17 protein-coding genes are annotated in these 16,094 nt (G+C 77.9%); 6 read left to right on the forward strand and 11 right to left on the reverse strand.

What is annotated here, in order from left to right:
* Positions 1-22: 22 nt before the first annotated feature.
* On the forward strand, positions 23-1,396 hold the full coding sequence (locus tag BLQ97_RS05305) for an 8-oxoguanine deaminase (RefSeq protein WP_091364046.1): 1,374 nt from the start codon (positions 23-25) through the stop codon (positions 1,394-1,396).
* Between the two features lie 26 nt (positions 1,397-1,422).
* On the opposite strand, the gene egtE is transcribed toward BLQ97_RS05305, so the two are convergent.
* The 9 genes from egtE to egtA form a co-directional block, all read right to left on the reverse strand.
* Positions 1,423-2,553, reverse strand: a complete 1,131-nt coding sequence (gene egtE, locus BLQ97_RS05310) for an ergothioneine biosynthesis PLP-dependent enzyme EgtE (RefSeq protein ID WP_091364048.1) — start codon at positions 2,551-2,553, stop codon at positions 1,423-1,425.
* Between the two features lie 9 nt (positions 2,554-2,562).
* Entirely contained in the window at positions 2,563-3,363 is an 801-nt protein-coding gene (locus tag BLQ97_RS05315) for an anti-sigma factor (protein ID WP_091364051.1), read from the reverse strand.
* A complete protein-coding gene (locus BLQ97_RS05320; protein WP_245691872.1) occupies positions 3,344-3,943 on the reverse strand; it encodes an RNA polymerase sigma factor in 600 nt (199 codons plus the stop codon). Before BLQ97_RS05320 ends, BLQ97_RS05315 begins: the two co-directional genes overlap by 20 nt.
* Positions 3,944-3,989: 46 nt before the next feature.
* Positions 3,990-4,634: a class F sortase gene (locus BLQ97_RS05325; protein WP_091364055.1), complete on the reverse strand. Its 645-nt coding sequence runs from the start codon at positions 4,632-4,634 to the stop codon at positions 3,990-3,992.
* Positions 4,635-4,647: 13 nt separating this feature from the next.
* The gene (locus BLQ97_RS05330) at positions 4,648-5,472 is read right to left on the reverse strand and encodes a DUF4397 domain-containing protein (RefSeq protein ID WP_091364058.1); all 825 of its coding nucleotides are present in this window, start codon (positions 5,470-5,472) and stop codon (positions 4,648-4,650) included.
* 73 nt (positions 5,473-5,545) lie between these two features.
* Positions 5,546-6,514: an L-histidine N(alpha)-methyltransferase gene (egtD, locus tag BLQ97_RS05335; RefSeq protein ID WP_091364061.1), complete on the reverse strand. Its 969-nt coding sequence runs from the start codon at positions 6,512-6,514 to the stop codon at positions 5,546-5,548.
* On the reverse strand, positions 6,511-7,224 hold the full coding sequence (gene egtC / locus BLQ97_RS05340; RefSeq protein ID WP_091364063.1) for an ergothioneine biosynthesis protein EgtC: 714 nt from the start codon (positions 7,222-7,224) through the stop codon (positions 6,511-6,513). The genes egtD and egtC overlap by 4 nt, the downstream gene beginning before the upstream one ends.
* A 2-nt stretch (positions 7,225-7,226) precedes the next feature.
* The gene (egtB, locus tag BLQ97_RS05345) at positions 7,227-8,513 is read right to left on the reverse strand and encodes an ergothioneine biosynthesis protein EgtB (protein ID WP_091364065.1); all 1,287 of its coding nucleotides are present in this window, start codon (positions 8,511-8,513) and stop codon (positions 7,227-7,229) included.
* A complete protein-coding gene (gene egtA / locus BLQ97_RS05350) occupies positions 8,510-9,763 on the reverse strand; it encodes an ergothioneine biosynthesis glutamate--cysteine ligase EgtA (protein WP_091364067.1) in 1,254 nt (417 codons plus the stop codon). The genes egtB and egtA overlap by 4 nt, the downstream gene beginning before the upstream one ends.
* Before the next feature lie 172 nt (positions 9,764-9,935).
* Here egtA and BLQ97_RS05355 point away from each other — a divergent pair, with 172 nt between their 5' ends.
* From BLQ97_RS05355 to BLQ97_RS05370, 4 genes are all read left to right on the forward strand, one after another.
* Positions 9,936-10,436, forward strand: a complete 501-nt coding sequence (locus tag BLQ97_RS05355) for a DUF309 domain-containing protein (RefSeq protein WP_091364069.1) — start codon at positions 9,936-9,938, stop codon at positions 10,434-10,436.
* A gap of 212 nt (positions 10,437-10,648) precedes the next feature.
* Positions 10,649-11,086 carry an SRPBCC domain-containing protein gene (locus BLQ97_RS05360; protein WP_091364071.1) on the forward strand — a complete coding sequence of 146 codons (438 nt, stop codon included), beginning with the start codon at positions 10,649-10,651 and terminating at the stop codon, positions 11,084-11,086.
* A gap of 76 nt (positions 11,087-11,162) precedes the next feature.
* Positions 11,163-12,677, forward strand: coding sequence for an NAD-dependent malic enzyme (locus tag BLQ97_RS05365; protein WP_217637072.1), 1,515 nt, complete (start codon positions 11,163-11,165; stop codon positions 12,675-12,677).
* A 94-nt stretch (positions 12,678-12,771) separates the two neighbouring features.
* Positions 12,772-13,626, forward strand: coding sequence for an Fpg/Nei family DNA glycosylase (locus BLQ97_RS05370; RefSeq protein WP_091364073.1), 855 nt, complete (start codon positions 12,772-12,774; stop codon positions 13,624-13,626).
* Here the strand turns inward: BLQ97_RS05370 and BLQ97_RS05375 are convergent.
* Positions 13,623-14,840 (reverse strand): MBL fold metallo-hydrolase, encoded by a 1,218-nt coding sequence (locus BLQ97_RS05375; RefSeq protein ID WP_245691873.1) that lies wholly within the window; start codon positions 14,838-14,840, stop codon positions 13,623-13,625. The two genes, BLQ97_RS05370 and BLQ97_RS05375, sit on opposite strands and share 4 nt — an antisense overlap.
* A 49-nt stretch (positions 14,841-14,889) precedes the next feature.
* The gene (locus BLQ97_RS05380) at positions 14,890-15,438 is read right to left on the reverse strand and encodes a copper chaperone PCu(A)C domain-containing protein (protein ID WP_139173454.1); all 549 of its coding nucleotides are present in this window, start codon (positions 15,436-15,438) and stop codon (positions 14,890-14,892) included.
* 96 nt (positions 15,439-15,534) lie between these two features.
* On the opposite strand from BLQ97_RS05380, the gene BLQ97_RS05385 reads away from it, so the two are divergent.
* Positions 15,535-16,089, forward strand: a complete 555-nt coding sequence (locus tag BLQ97_RS05385) for a MarR family winged helix-turn-helix transcriptional regulator (RefSeq protein WP_091364079.1) — start codon at positions 15,535-15,537, stop codon at positions 16,087-16,089.
* The last annotated feature ends 5 nt before the right edge of the window (positions 16,090-16,094 follow it).

The following is a 16,094-nucleotide window of genomic DNA, read 5'->3' on the forward strand; positions in this document are numbered from 1 at the left end:
TCGCGGCGGGCAGGATGCGCCCGTGGAGACGACTGCCGACCTGCTGGTGCACGACGCCGACCTGGTGGCCACCGTCGACGACGGCCGCCGCGAGATCGCCGGGGGCTGGGTGGCCGTCACCGGCGGGGTGGTCAGCGGGGTGGGCGGGCCGGGCGACCCGCGTCCGGCGGCGGCGCGGGCGGTCGACGCGCGCGGCTGCCTGGTGACGCCGGGGCTGGTCAACACCCACCACCACCTGTACCAGAACCTCACCCGCTCCTACGCCCCGGCGCTGACCGGCGGGCTGTTCGACTGGCTGGTGACCCTCTACCCGCTGTGGGCGCGGCTGGACGAGGAGGCCGCCTACGTGTCGGCCTACGTGGGGCTCACCGAGCTCGCGCTGGCCGGGTGCACCACCTCCACCGACCACCTCTACGTGCACCCGCGCGGCGCCGGCGACCTGATCGGCGCCGAGGTGCGGGCCGCGCAGGACCTGGGGGTGCGGTCGCACTTCACGCGCGGGTCGATGTCGCTGTCGGAGAAGGACGGCGGGCTGCCGCCGGACTCCGTCGTCCAGGACGACGACGAGGTGCTCGCCGAGTCCGAGCGCCTGGTGGCGGCCCACCACGACCGCTCCCCGCACGCGCTGACCCGCATCGCGCTGGCGCCGTGCTCGCCGTTCAGCGTGTCGACGTCGCTGATGACGCGGACCGCGGAGCTCGCCGAGCGGCTCGACGTCCGGCTGCACACCCACCTGGCCGAGACGCAGGACGAGGACGCGTTCTGCCTGGAGCGCTTCGGCCGCCGCCCGGTCGACCACCTCGCCGACGTCGGCTGGATGACCGACCGGACGTGGCTGGCGCACGTCGTGTGGCCCTCCGCCGACGAGGTGGCCCGGCTGGGCGCGGCGCGGGTGGGGGCGGCGCACTGCCCGTCGTCGAACATGGTGCTGGGCAGCGGGCTGGCCCCGGTGGCCGAGCTGCGGGCGGCGGGGGCGCCGGTCGGGCTGGGCGTGGACGGGTCGGCGTCGGCCGACGCGGCCTCGCTGTGGCTGGAGGCCCGCACCGCGATGCTGCAGGGCAAGCTGCGGCACGGCGCGGCGTCCTTCAGCGCCCGCGACGCGCTGGAGCTGGCCACCCGCGGCGGCGCGGCCTGCCTCGGGCGCACCGGCGAGATCGGGCAGCTGTCGGTGGGCGCCTGCGGCGACCTGGCGGTGTGGCCGCTGACCGGACCCGCGTTCGCCGGGGCGCTGTCGGACCCGGTGGAGGCGTGGCTGCGGTGCGGGCCGGTGGCGGCGCGGCACACCGTCGTCGGCGGGCGGTTCGTCGTCGAGGACGGCGTCCCGGTGCACCCGGGCCTCGACGCGCAGCTCGCCGTCCACCGACGGGTGTCCGAGCGCGTGCAGGCGCCCCGCTGACCGTGCACATCTGCGGAAGTGGACGACTAGAGGGCGGCGGCGAGGGCCTCGAGGTCGTCGACGGTGGCGTCCAGGTGCGGGGACACCCGCAGGACGGGTGAGGTCATCTCCTCCGGCGCCCGCTCGGGCAGCGCGGCGGTGGTGACGATGCCGTGCTCGGTGAGCAGCCGCGCCCGGGTGGCGACGACGTCGACGCCGTCGGGCGGGCGCAGCGTGGTGGTGGCGGTCGGCTCGTCGAGGGGCTCGACCACCCGCCAGCCCGCCGCGCCGTCGAGCAGCTCCCGCGAGACCCGGCCCAGCGCCGCCAGCCGGGCGCGCACCCGGTCGGGCCCGGCCGCCAGGTGCTCCCCGACGGCCAGCACCAGCCCGACGCGGCCGGCCACGTGCGCCTCGCCGCTCTCCAGCGCGCGCAGCGGCGGCAGGTCGGCCGGCGCGGGCAGCACCGGCCGCAGCTCGGCGGTCACCGGCGGCCGCACGCACAGCACCCCCACCCCGCGGGGCCCGGCCAGCCACTTGCGGGAGGTCGAGTAGACGACGTCGGCGCCGAGGTCGACGTCGAGGTGCCCGAGCGACTGCGCGGCGTCGAGCACCAGCGGCACGCCGTGCGCCCGGCACAGCGCGGCCACCTCCGCGGCCGGCTGGACGACGCCGCGGTGGCTGGCCACGTGGGTCAGGTGCACGAACCGCGGCGGGTCGCCGGCCAGCAGCCGCTCCAGCGCGGCCAGGTCGGCCCGGCCGTCGCCGTCCACGGCCAGCGGCACGGTCTGCAGGCCGGCGTCGCGCAGCATCGCCGCGTTGGGCGCGTACTCGCCGGGCAGCCGGGCCACCCGGGAGCCGGCGGGCAGCCGCCAGGCCGCGAGCAGGGCCGCGAGCGCCGCCTGCGCGGACTCGACGAACACCACGTCGGCCGCGGCCATCCCGGCGAGGCCGCCGAGGACGCTGCGGCCCTGCTGGAGCAGGTCGGCGGCGGTGGCCTCGGCGACGTACCCGCCCAGCTCGGCCTCGTGCCGCGCGTGGTGGGCCACCGCCTCGAGCACCCGGTTGCTCTGGCGGCTGCACGCCGCGGTGTCCAGGTGCCGCCCGGCCGGCCGCGGGCGCGCGGCCCGCCAGGAGTCGCCGAGGTCCTCGTGCGGGAGCAGCAGGTCGAGCGCGGTCACGACCCGACGCTAGGCCAGCTGGCCGCGGGCCACCGAGACGCCGGAGTGCGTCGGGTCGCCGTCGAGCTGCTCGATCGAGACGTCGACCACCGGGTACTCGCCGAGGTCGAGGCCGGCGGGCAGCTCGAACTGCTCGGAGCCGGTGCGCACCACGCCGAGCGGGATCAGCCCGGAGACCGACTCGGTGAGCAGCCACGCCTCGTAGTAGCCCTCGGCCGGGGCCCCGGCGGCCAGGTCCACCTCGAGCACCAGCGTGCCGTCGGCCCGCTCGACCACCTCCGCCCGGCCCGACGCGTCGCTCTCGGCGAGCGGGTCGAGGGTGGCGGCGGCCACCGGGACGCCGCTGCCCCCGGCGTCGTCGCCGCCGCGGAGGGCGACCGCGCCGGCCCCGATGGCCAGCCCGGCCACCAGCGCGGCGGCCGCGGCCAGCAGCACCCGGGAGCGGCGGGGCCGCAGCGGCACGACCGGGGCGAGCGGGGGGTCGGCGGGCGGCGGGACGGGACCGGCGCCCACCGGCAGCGGCGGGCTGTCGGGCACCCCGGCGGGCGGCGCGGAGGCGGCGACGACGTGGGCCCGGGGCGCGACACCGACGCCGGTGGCCGCGGCGATGCCCGCCCACAGCCCCGGCGGTGGCGCCACCGGCGGGCCGGGCGCGGCGAGCTCGGGGACGGCGAGTGCCTCGACGCCGCGGCGCAGCGCGGCCACCTCGTCGCCGCACCGGGCGCAGCCGGCCAGGTGCGCGGCCTCGTCGGCGGGCAGCGGCTCACCCAGCGCCGCCAGCCCCAGGTCCTCAGGCGTGCAGTGCCGCACCGTCCACCTCCAACCGGTCCCTCAGGCGCTCCAGCGTGCGCCGGATGTGGCTCTTGACCGTCCCCAGCGGCAGCCCGGTGCGCTCGGCGATCTGGGTGTGCGTGAGGTCGGCGAAGAACGCCAGCTCGATGATGCCGCGCTGGGGCTGGCCCAGGCGGTCCAGCTCGCCGAGCAGCAGCACGCGGTCGGCGACGGCGGAGTCCACCGGCGCCGGGCCGACGGCCGGCAGGCGCTGCGCCTCGGCCGCGGCGGCCTCCGCGGCGCGGCGCTGGCGGTCCCGCCGCGCCCACGTGTCGGCGATCTTGTGCCGGGCCACACCGACCAGCCAGGCCGGCAGCGGACCCTGCTCGGGGCGGAACCCGCTGCGGCCGGTCCAGGCGGAGACGAAGGTCTGCTGGGTGACGTCCTCCGCGTCGGGGCCGGGGCCGAAGGCGCGCACCGCCATGCCGTGCACCTGGGCGGCCCAGCGCTCGTAGGCCCAGGCGAGCGCCTGCTCGTCGCCCGCGGCGAAGCGCCGGCCGACCTCGGCGTCGTCCGGGCCGGAGGCGTCCGGCGCGGCCGGCGTCGCCTCGGTCGTCACCCACCCGACAGTACGGGGCCGCTGGGAGGTGCGGGGCCCGAGCAGGTCAGTCATGACGGGCCGGCTCGGCGACGACGACCACGTTGTCGCGGTAGCCGCCGACCTCGGGGAGGAACGGTCCACCGCAGGTGACCAGGGTCAGCCGCGGCGGCCCGTCGCGCCGGAACAGGGCGTCCACCGGCAGCGCCTGCTTGTCCAGCAGCTCTCGGCCGACGACGACCCAGCGGGTCACCGTCCCGGCGGCGTCGGTCACCAGCACCTCGTCGCCGGGCCCGGTCTCCCGCAGCGGCGCGAGCGCCCCGAGACCCTGCTCGACGTCGTCGACGTGCCCGGCGACCACCGCCGAGCCGGGTGCGCCGGGCGCCGGGCCGAACCGGTACCAGCCGGCGCGGTCGACGTCGCCGGGCAGCTCCATCTGGCCGTCGCCGGTGACCCCCGTGGCGTCGACCGGCGCGTCGATGCCCCGGGCCGGCACCTCGAGCCGCACCGGCGGGACCACCTCGGCGGGCGGGGCCGGCGCGGCGTCACGGGCGGCCACCGTCGGGCCCGTGGGAGGGGCTGGGGGCGGCGTGCCCAGGGCCTCCTCGACGGGGGCGCCCGCCGCCGCGGCGGGCCGGGTCAGCTCCCACGCGGTGGGCACGCCCACGGCGAGGGCCAGGCCCAGGGCCACGCCGGCGGCGGCGGGTCGCACCGTCGTCCTCCCGTCAGGCGCGGGTCGTGGCCAGCCGGCGGGCGGCCAGGCCGGCACCGAGCAGGCCGAGGGCGGACACACCGAGCAGCGGCAGCGGCAGGCCCTCGTCGGCGGCGCCGTCGACGAGGCCGGCGGTGCCGCCGGGGACGCCGGAGGGCGCCGAGCCCGGGCCGCCGATCGTCTGGACGGCGAGCTGGTAGCCGGCGTCCTGCGAGCCCCACGCGTAGACGACGGTGGTGGCGCCCTCGGTCACCGTCAGGTCGGCCGGGCCGATCGCGACGGTGTCGGTCCCGGCGAGGACGACGTCGGCGCTCACCGTGCCGGCCGGGACGGTCAGTGCCGCCTCGTTCGGGTTGGTCAGGCCCGGCGCGACCACCTGGCCGCCGGCGCGGACGTCGACCGCCGGCGCGGCCGCCGTGTGCCGGACGACGACCCGGCCCTCGCCCGCGGCCACCGCCGAGGTGTCGTTGACGAACGGCGTGAGCACCGGCTGGCCGGACTCGGTCAGGTGCGCGGCCACCGTGGCGTTCGCGCCCGCGGGCACCTGCACGCCGTCGGCCGAGACCAGCGGCGTGCCCGAGCCGTCGGCGGCGTCGGCCGGGAACAGCGCGAGGTCGTAGCTGCCGGCGGGCAGCTGCAGCGGGTCGGTGAGCGTGCCGGGCTGGAAGTCGTCGATCAGCCGCTCGCCGTTGGCGTACACGTCGACCGGGGTGTCCGGTACGGCGTGCAGGACGGAGACGGTGGCGGTGTCGGCCGCGCTGGCGGGGGCCACGCCGAGCGCGAGCAGCGCGCCGGCGCCGACGACGGCGGTGGTGCCGAGGGTGCGGGTCCTGGTCACGGGGTCCTCCGGGGTCTCGGGGGTTGCTGACACCCCCTCTTCCGCAGGACCCCCGCGACCGGATGCAGGCGGGTCAGGCGGGCCCGGAGAGGGAGACGCCGAAGTCGCCGTCGGGGTCGGTCCACCAGTGCGTCATCCGCAGGCCGGCGTCGGCGAGCTCGGCCTCGACCCCCTCGCGGCGGAACTTGGCCGACACCTCCGTCCGCAGCTCCTCGCCCGCGGCGAAGCGCACCGCCAGGTCGAGCGCCGGCACCCGCACCACCTGGTCGGTGCGCGAGCGCAGCCGCATCTCGATCCACTCGTCGGCCGCGTCCCACAGGGCGACGTGGTCGAAGGCGTCGGGGTCGACGTCGGCGCCGAGCTCGCGCCGGAGCACCCACAGCACGTTGCGGTTGAACTCCGCGGTGACGCCGGCCGCGTCGTCGTAGGCCCGCACCAGCCGGTCGGGGTCCTTGACCAGGTCGGTGCCGAGCAGCAGCGAGTCGCCGGGCTGCAGGCCGGCGGCCAGGTCGCGGAGGAAGGCCGCCCGCGGCCGCGGCTCCAGGTTGCCGATCGTCGAGCCGAGGAAGGCCACCAGCCGCCGCCCGGAGCGGGGCAGCAGCCCCAGGTGCCGGGTGAAGTCGCCGACGACGGCGTCGACGCCGACCCCCGGGTACTCGGCCGTGATCGCCGCGCCGGCCGCGTCGAGCACCGACGGGTCGACGTCGACCGGCACGAACCGGCGCAGCGTGCCCGCGTCGCGCAGCGCGTCGAGCAGCAGCCGGGTCTTCTCCGAGGTGCCGCTGCCCAGCTCCACGAGCACGTCGGCACCCGACACCGCGGCCATCTCCCCGGCGTGCGCCTCGAGCACCGCCCGCTCGGCGCGGGTGGGGTAGTACTCGGGCAGCCGGGTGATCTCGTCGAAGAGCGCGCTGCCGCGGGCGTCGTAGAACCAGCGCGGCGGCAGCGTCTTCGGCGTCGCGGTCAGCCCGGCGAGGACGTCGGCGCGCAGTGCGGCCGCGGTGTCGTCGGGGGCCAGGTGGCGGGTCAGCGAGTCGGTCACGGAGCTCCTCTGCTCGGCGTCGGCGCCAGTGCGGTGACGGTCAGGCCGTCGGGGGTCACCTCGACCAGCGAGCGGTCGGGCAGGTCGGTCCAGGCGGGGTCGTCGTCCCAGGGCTCGCTGGCCAGCGCCGTCCCCTCGTCGGTGACCAGCGCCGAGAGGGTGTCGCCCCAGGTGGTGGCCAGCAGCCGGGTGCCGTCGGCGGCCAGCAGGTTGAGCCGGGCGGCGGGGTCGGCGGCGCCCACCTCGCGGACGACGTCGCCGAGCGCGTCGGCACCCCGGTCGAAGACCAGCGCCGCCAGCAGAGCGCTGTCGACGGTGGACTCGGCGTCGCGCACCGCGGGCAGCACCGCGCGGTCGACCCGGCCGTTGTGCGACAGCAGCCAGCGGCCGTCGGTGAACGGGGCGACGGCGCTCTCCTCCAGCGGCATGCCGACCGTGGCCGAGCGGACGGCGGCGACCACGCAGCCCGACGACAGCACCGGCGCCACCGAGGCGAACGACGGGTCGCCCCACAGCGGCCGCGCCGAGCGCCACCGGGCCGGCTGCGGGCGGCCCGGCGCGAAGAAGCCCACGCCCCAGCCGTCGGCGTTCACCTTGCCGTACCGCTGCCGCCGCGGCGCCCAGGACTGCACCAGCAGCGACGACGGCGGCTCGAGCACCAGCTGCGCCAGCGTGCGCGGCCGGCCCAGCCAGGCGAGGTGGCGGCACACCGCTACGCGTCCCAGGCCAGCCGGAAGCCGCTGAAGACCTGCCGGCGCACCGGGTGGTCCCAGTTGCGGAAGCCCGGCCGCAGGATCGACGACGCCACCGACCACGCGCCGCCGCGCAGGACCCGGTAGTCGCCGCCGAAGAACGGCGCGGAGTAGTCGGCGTAGAGCATCGGCGTGAAGCCCGGCCACGGGGCGAAGCCCGACGACGTCCACTCCCAGACGTCGCCGACCAGCTGCTCGGCGCCGTAGGCCGACGCCCCGGCCGGGTAGGCGCCCACCGGGGCCGGCCGCAGCGCGGTGCCGTCGAGGTTGGCCAGCGCCGGCGTCGGGTCGGCGTCGCCCCACGGCCAGCGGCGCCGCCGCCCGGTGACCGGGTCCCAGGTGGCGGCCTTCTCCCACTCGGCCTCGGTGGGCAGCCGCGCCCCGGCCCAGGCGGCGTACGCCTCGGTCTCGAAGAACGTCACGTGCTGCACCGGCTCGTCGCCCGGGATCTCCTCCAGGACGCCGAAGCGGGTCCGCACGGTGCCCTCGGGGCTCCAGTACAGCGGCCGCTGCAGCCCGGCCTCCTGCCGGTGCGCCCACCCGCGCGCCGACCACCACCGGGGGGTGTCGTAGCCGCCGTCGGCGACGAAGGCGGCGTACTCGGCGTTGGTCACCGGCACCCGGCCGAGGCGGAAGGCGGGCAGGTCGACGACGTGCGCCGGCCGCTCGTTGTCCAGGGAGAACGGCTCGTCCGCGGCGTCGACGCCGAGCACGAACGGCCCGCCGGGCACCGGGACCGACGTGCCGGCCACCCCCGGCCGGCCCGGCGGCAGCGGCGTGCCCGCGCCGAGCAGCGGCGGTCCGGTGCGGATGGCCAGCGCCTGCAGCATCGTCTCGTCGTGCTGCTGCTCGTGGCTGACGACCATCGCGAAGTCGAACGGGTCGCCGTCGTCGTCCCGGCCGAGCCGCTCGAGCCGGTCGAGCACCCGGCCGCGCACCTCCCGGCCGAAGGCGCGGGCCTCCACCGGCGGCAGCAGCGGCAGCCGGGCGCGCACCGCCCGCGGCTGGGCGAACGCGTCGTAGAGCGCCTCCACCGCCGGCGGCAGCAGCCCGGGACGGCGGGCGTCGCCGCGGCGCAGCAGCCAGAGGTCCTCCTGCTGGGCGACGTGCGCGAGGTCCCAGACCAGGGGGCTGAGCAGCGGGGTGTGCTGGCGCAGCAGCTCGGGCTCGTCGTGGTCGGTGAGCAGCAGGGTGCGCGCCCGGGCGGTCTCCAGGTCGCGGGCGAGCCGGTCGCGGGTGTCGGTCACCGGGGGGCCTCCGTGGCGGCGAGCAGGGCGGCGGCCGGCCCGCCGGTGCGCGCCGCGTCGAGCAGCGCGTCGCCCGGGCAGCGGCCGCGCCGGGCCAGCTCGGCGAGCGCGGTGACGTCGTCGCGCAGGGACGGGTCGACGGCGGGCAGCGCCGCGGTCAGGCAGCGCAGCGCGGCGGTCCGCAGCTCCGGGTCGGCCAGCCCGTCGCGGGCGGCGCGGTCCCAGGCGCCGGCCACGGGGGCGGTGGCGTCGGCCGCGGCGTCGGCGGCGGCGGGGTCGTCGAGGAGGGCGGCGGTGACCGCGGCCAGCGCCGGCCACCAGGGCTCGGGCGCGGCGTCGAGGTAGCGGATCTCCAGGTAGCCGCGGGGGTGCACCGGCGGGAACAGCGTGGAGAGGTGGTAGTCGAGGTCGGCAGCCGTCGGCCGGCGCCCGCCCAGGGGAGCCGCCCCGGTGACCCAGTCGGCGAAGCGGGTGCGGCCGGGCACCGGCTCGGCGTCGCCGGTGACGGGGTCGCGCACCAGCATCACCGGGGCGGCCAGCGCGTACGCGGCCCACTCGCCGGCCGGGTCGGCGCCGCCGAGCAGCGGTCCGCAGCGGGCCTGGTCCAGCGCACCCCACACCTGCTGCCGGGAGGAGCGCCAGCCCGTGGCGCGCCCGGCGAGCAGCGGGGAGCAGGCGGAGACGGCGACCAGCACCGGGCCGAGCTGGTGGGCCAGCGCCACCCGGCGGCTCCACCCGGTGGTGGGGCCGGCGTCCACGTTGACCTGCAGCGACGCGGTGGCGGTCATCATCGCCGTCCCCGGGTCGCCGCAGCCGACGGCGGTGAAGTGCCGCTCCATGGCGCGGTACCGGGGCGCCGGGCACACCCGGGCCGGGTGCCGCAGCGGGTCGCTGCCCACCGGCGCCAGGCCCAGCCGGAGCGCGGCGAGCGCCCGGGCCAGCACGGCGCGGTCGGCCCGCAGCGCGGCGACCGCCGTCCCCGCGCCGGGTGCGGGCGGACCGGAGAGCTCGACCTGCCCTCCGGGCTCCACCGTGAGCCGGCTGCCGCCGGGCAGCGCCGGGACGGTGGCGAGCGCGGCGGTCACCCGGCCCCACGGCACCCGCGCGGCGGGGCGGTCGAGGTCGACGAGGTGGGCCTCGAGCTCCAGGCCCACCCTGCCGAGCGGTCCCGGCCGCAGCGCGGCACCGCTGACGTGCGCGACGGCGGCGTCCAGGTCGAGCGCCGTGCGCTCCTGCACCACGGGCGTCACGGGTCCACCCCCCTCCAGGTCCGGACCGGTCGACGGGCGACCGCGGGTCGGTGCGGGGGCGGCCTCTCGCGGCCGTCCTCGACTCCCATCCACGCACGCTCCGGAGCCGGTGACAACCCCTCCGGGCGGCCGCTCCCGTGCCGGGTGACGGCGTCCGCGGGACGATGCCCCGGTGGAGGGACCCCGGGACCGGGACACCGAGGGGCGCGCCCGCAACGCCCGGCCGCGCGACGCCCTGGGCCGCCCGCTGCCCCGCGGGGCGCAGGGGGAGGAGCGCGCGCCCGAGGGGGTGCCGCGGACGCCGGACGAGGCGCTGGCCGAGGCCCAGCGGCTGCTCGACGCCGGCCGCCCCTTCCACGCCCACGAGGTGCTCGAGGACGCCTGGAAGGCCGCGCCCGAGGCCGAGCGGCAGCTGTGGCGCGGCCTGGCCCAGCTGGCCGTGGGGCTCACCCACGCCGCCCGCGGCAACGACCGCGGGGCCGGGCGGCTGCTGGAGCGCGGTGCGGGCAACGTGGCGGCCTACGCCGGGGCGCCGCCGCACGGGGTCGACGTCGCCGGGCTGGTCGCCTGGGCCCGCGCGCTGGCCGCCGCCCCGTCGTCGCCGGGCAGCGCCGTCCCCGGCCCGCGGCTGCGCGTGGCGGACCCGCGGGGCCGGGTAGGAGGAGGGGCGTGACCGGTACCCGACGCGCGGACGGCGCGCGCGCCGCGGCGGCGGTGGTGACGGCGGCCCTGGTCGTCCGGGCGGCCGGCCGGCGCGAGCGCGGCGCGCTGCTGGTCGGCTGACCCTCGGCTCTCGACCCGTGACGGCGACCCGGGCATCGTGGTCGTCGGGCATCGTGGTACCCGACACCGACCGGCAGGCGAGGGCCGGGTGAGGAGGAAGCCGTGAGGAGCTACGAGGCGGTCACCCGCATCGACGCGGGCCCGGACGAGGTCTGGCGGCACCTGGTCGACGTCGGCAGCTGGCGGGACTGGGACTCCGGCGTCGACCGGGTCGAGGGCCGGGTCGCCCTCGGCGAGCGGCTCACGCTGTACGCGACCATGATCCGCAGCCGCCCGTTCGGCGTCACGGTCACCGAGCTCCGGCCGCGGGAGGCCATGCGCTGGCGCGGCGGGCTGCCCCTCGGCCTGGCGGTCATCGAGCGGACCTACGGCCTGGACGCGCAGGACGACGGCACGACCGTGCTCACCGTCCGCGAGGACCAGACCGGCCCGCTGGCGTGGGTGACCGAGCGCGCGACACCGGACCTCAACCCCTCGTTCCGCCAGTTCTGCGCCGGTCTCAAGGCCCGCGCCGAGGCGGCCACCCGCGCCTCGGGCTGAGGAGCGCGCCCGGCCGGGGCGAACTCTGTGACCGCAACGACGCCCCACCCCGGCCTCCGGTGCAGGATGGGGAGCCGTGAGCAGCGTCACGCAGACCGGATCCGGACCGCAGCCCGCCACCGGCGACGCGTCGCCCGGTGAGCCCGCCGCCGTGCCCCGCGGGCCGGTCACCTCGGCGTCCTACTCGATCACCGTCCGGCTCACCGCCGACGGCGACCCGGCCTCGATCGGCCGGATCGCCACCGCGGTGGGCCAGGCCGGCGGCGCGGTGACCGCCATCGACGTCGTCGAGTCCCGGTCCGACGGGCTCACCGTCGACGTCACCTGCTCGGCGGCCGACGCCGCGCACTCCGAGGAGATGGTCGACGCGCTGCGCGCCGTCCCCGGCGTGACGGTGCGCAAGGTCAGCGACCGCACGTTCCTGCTGCACCTGGGCGGCAAGCTCGAGATCGCCTCGCGGGTGCCGCTGAAGACCCGCGACGACCTCTCGATGGCCTACACGCCGGGGGTCGCGCGGGTCTGCCTGGCGCTGGCCGAGCACCCCGAGGACGTGCGCCGGCTGACCATCAAGGGCAACACGGTCGCCGTCGTCACCGACGGCTCGGCGGTCCTCGGGCTCGGCGACCTGGGCCCGGGCGCGGCGCTGCCGGTGATGGAGGGCAAGGCCGCGCTGTTCAAGCGGTTCGCCGACATCGACGCCTGGCCGATCTGCCTCGACACCCAGGACGTCGACGAGATCGTGCGCGCCGTCGAGCTGATCGCCCCGGGCTTCGGCGGCATCAACCTCGAGGACATCGCCGCGCCGCGCTGCTTCGAGATCGAGGCCCGGCTGCGCGCCAAGCTCGACATCCCGGTGTTCCACGACGACCAGCACGGGACGGCGATCGTCGCCCTGGCCGCGCTGCGCAACGCCCTGCGCGTGGTGGACAAGCAGCTGCCCGACGTCCGCATCGTCGTCGCGGGGGCCGGGGCGGCCGGGTCGGCGATCGTGCACCTGCTGCTGGAGGCCGGTGCCGGCCAGGTGCTGGTGTGGGACCGCGAGGGCATCCTCTCGCCCGACGACGACCGGCTCTCCCCGGCCAAGCGGTCGCTGGCCGAGCAGACCAACCCCGCGTGCACCCGCGGGGAGCTGCCCGACGCGCTGGCCGGCGCCGACGTCTTCATCGGGGTGAGCGCGGGCAACGTGCTGCCGGTGGAGGCGCTCGCCGGGATGGCCGAGCGCGCGGTGGTCTTCCCGATGGCCAACCCGACGCCGGAGGTCGACCCGGTGCGGGCGCGCCAGCACGCCGCCGTCGTCGCCTCGGGCCGGTCGGACCTGCCCAACCAGATCAACAACGTGCTGGCCTTCCCCGGCGTCTTCCGCGGGCTGCTCGACGCCCGCGCCACCGAGATCAGCGACGGGATGCTGCTGGCCGCGGCCGAGGCGCTCGCGGCGGTGGTGCGCGACGACCAGCTCAACGCCAACTACATCATCCCGAGCGTGTTCGACCCCGCGGTGACCCCGGCCGTCGCGGCCGCCGTCGCCGAGCAGGCCCGCACCGAGCCCGGCGCCACCGCGCCGGTCACCGACCGCACCAGCCTGACCGGCTGACCCGGGCACTTCCGCGGAAGTGCCCGGTGCGACTCCGCGGAAGTGCACCCGGACGGGGACGACGGACGGCGGCGACGGCGGGGATCATGACGGGGTGCCCGAGTTGCCCGAGGTGGAGGCGCTGGCCGCGTTCCTCCGCGAGAACGCCGTCGGCCGCGTCGTCGCCCGCGTGGACCTGGCCGGCCTGCAGGCGCTGAAGACCTTCGACCCGCCGCTGTCGGCGCTGGCGGGGCTGGAGGTCACCGGCGCCGCGCGGCACGGCAAGTTCCTCGACCTCGACGTCTCCGGCCTGCACCTCGTCGTGCACCTCGCCCGCGCGGGGTGGCTGCACTGGCGCACCGGCCTGCCCGCCGCGCCGCCCAAGCCGGGCAAGGGGCCGCTCGCGCTGCGGGTGCACCTCGATGACGGCAACGGCTTCGACCTCACCGAGCAGGGCACCCGCAAGGGCCTGGCCGTCCACGTCGTCCGCTCGCCGGCGGAGGTGCCCGGCGTCGCCCGGCTGGGCCCCGACGCCCTCGAGGTCGACCGCGACACGTTCGCCCGGCTGATGGCCGGCCGGTCCGGGCAGCTCAAGGGCGCGCTCACCGACCAGACGGTGCTCGCCGGCATCGGCAACGCCTACTCCGACGAGATCCTGCACACCGCCCGGCTCTCGCCGTTCAAGATGGCCGACAAGCTCACCGACGACGAGGTGCTCCGCCTGCACGACGCCGTCCGCGCCACGCTCACCGACGCGCTGCAGCGCCAGGTCGGGCAGCGGGCGGCCACGCTCAAGGGCGAGAAGCGCTCCGGCCTGCAGGTGCACGCCCGCACCGGCCTGCCCTGCCCGGTGTGCGGCGACACCGTCCGCGAGGTGAGCTTCGCCGACACCTCGCTGCAGTACTGCCCGACCTGCCAGACCGGCGGCAAGCCCCTGGCCGACCGCCGGATGTCGAAGCTGCTGCGCTAGTCGGGGAGCAGCGAGACCAGGCGGGAGAGCGTGCGGGCCAGGGCCGCGCTGGCCAGGCCGCCGTCGCCGTGCGGGTGCGGCCGGTCGGCCGCCGAGCCCACCGCCGTCCACCAGTCGGTGAGCGGCGGCGGGGCCAGCACGTCGACCCGCTCGCCGGGCCGGGGGACGACGACCTGCACGCCCCGGGCCGCCGCCGCGACCAGCGTGCGCTGCACCGGCTCGGCCCAGCGGTGGAACGCCAGGTTGAACGTGGCCCAGTGGATGGGCAGCAGCACCCGGCCGCCGAGGTCACCGTGCGCGCGCAGCGCCTCCTCGGGGTCCATGTGGATCGAGTGCCAGGCGTCGTTGTAGGCGCCGACCGGCAGCAGGGTGAGGTCGAAGGGGCCCAGCTGCGCCCCGATCCGGCCGAACGCCGGGTGGTAGCCGGTGTCGCCGCCGAAGAACACCCGGTGCCGCGGGCCGGTCACCGCCCACGACGCCCACAGCGTGGTGTCGCGGTAGAAGTAGCGCCCCGAGAAGTGCCGGGCCTCGGTGCAGGTGAGCGTCAGCTCGCCGACCGTCGTGCTGCCGTGCCAGTCCAGCTCGACGATGCGCTCCTCCGGCACGCCCCACCGGCGCAGGTGCTCCCCGATGCCCAGCGGGACGACGAACGGCGCCGCCTGCTCCTCGACCAGCGCGCGCACGGTCGGCAGGTCGAGGTGGTCGTAGTGGTCGTGGGAGATGACGACGGCGTCGACGGGCGGCAGCTCGGCCAGCGGGACCGGCGGCTCGTGCAGCCGGGTGGGCCCGATCAGCGGGGACGGCGAGACGCGGTGGCCCCACACCGGGTCGAACAGCACCCGGGCGCCGTCGACCTCCACCAGCGCGCTGGCGTGCCCGAACCAGGTGACGGCGAGCTCGGCGGCCGCGGCGGGCAGCTGCGCGTGCGCCAGCGGGATGGGGCCGCCGGGCAGCCCGACGTGCCGCTCCTCGTGCCACTGCCGCATCAGGCCGTCGCGGGTGTTGGCCGGCGCGAGCGCGGGCGTCTCGAGCGTGTTGTGGAACTTGCCGTCGGAGAACTGCGGCGAGGCGGCGACCACCGGCCGCAGCCGGCGGCGGTGCGCGCCCAGCGCGGTCGGCAGCCCCCACGCGGCGCGGGCCACCCAGGCGGCCGGGACGGCGAGGACGGCGGCGGTGAGGGCGGTGCGGCGGCGGGCTCGGCTGCGGGGTGGCACGCCCTCCAGCATCCCAGCCGTCCGCGGGCGGGGGCGCGGGTGCCGGGGGTCAGGGCGTGGGGTCCTCGGCCGGGTCGGCGAAGTCGAACGGCGGCGTGGGGTCCTGACCCTCCGCGGCGACGACGGCGTCGACGGTGACCGCGCCGGCCTGCGCGAAGACGAACGTCAGCGGGATCGACTGCGACGAGCGCAGCGACTCCGCCAACCCGGTCAGCGTGATCGACGGCGCGCCCTCGGCGCCGACGTAGACGTTGTCGTCCTCGGGCACGGCGACGGCGAACTCCCCGCCGTCGCCGTCGACCGCGTCGGCGAACGGGCCGGTCACGTCGACGAGCACGTCGGGGGTGTCCCCGCTGTTGGCGATCCCGAGGAACAGCCGGGCGTCCTCGCCCTCCTCGTAGACGCCGTCGAGCGGGTACTCGAGCTGGACCTGCAGCACCGACAGGTCGTCGCTGAGCCGCTGGTCGGGGCCGACCGCGCCGCCGCGGACCTCCGGTCCGGGCACGGACAGCGGCTCCTCGGCGCTGCAGGCGGGCAGCGCGACCGCCAGCAGGGGCGCGGCCAACCAGGCGCGACGACGGCGGGGGGTGCTGGACACGGGCGTCCTCCTCGACATCGGGGTGCGGTGCCGTACGGTTACCCGGCACCGGTGGAGGGACGCCAACTGTTGCCGTAATGCAACATCGGAGGGCACGTGGACGCCGCGGACGAGGTGCTCGTCGGTCTGGCCCGCACGGTCGTCGGGATCTCCACCCGCGCCGCGGCCGAGCTCGGCGGGGTGTCACTGGTGCAGCTGCGGGCGCTGACCGTGCTGGCCGAGCTCCCCGACGCGCCGCTCGCCGACCTGGCCCGCGGCGTCGGCGGCAGCGTGTCGACCACCAGCCGGCTGGTGGACCGGCTGGTCTCCGCGGGGCTGGTCGACCGCCGCCCCTCCACCGCCAGCCGCCGCTCGATCAGCCTGCGCCTGACGCCCGAGGGGGCGCAGCTGCTCGACCGCTACGACCGGCTGCGGCTCACCGAGCTGCGCGCGGGGCTGGCCGGGGTGCCCACCGGCCGGCGCGAGGCCGTGCTGGGCGCGCTCGCGGAGTTCGCGTCGGCCGCGAGCGGAACCGCCTCCCCGGAGCGGCGGGACGAGGGCGGGGAGTCCGCGTGCTTCCTGCACCTGGTCTGTCCCGAGTGCGGCCGGGTGGCCGACGAGGCCCCGCCCACCCGCTGTCCCGGGTGCGCCGCCGAGCTGACCGGCGACTGACCCGC

The organism is Geodermatophilus telluris (genome assembly GCF_900102745.1).
In the GTDB taxonomy this organism is placed as follows: domain Bacteria; phylum Actinomycetota; class Actinomycetes; order Mycobacteriales; family Geodermatophilaceae; genus Geodermatophilus; species Geodermatophilus telluris.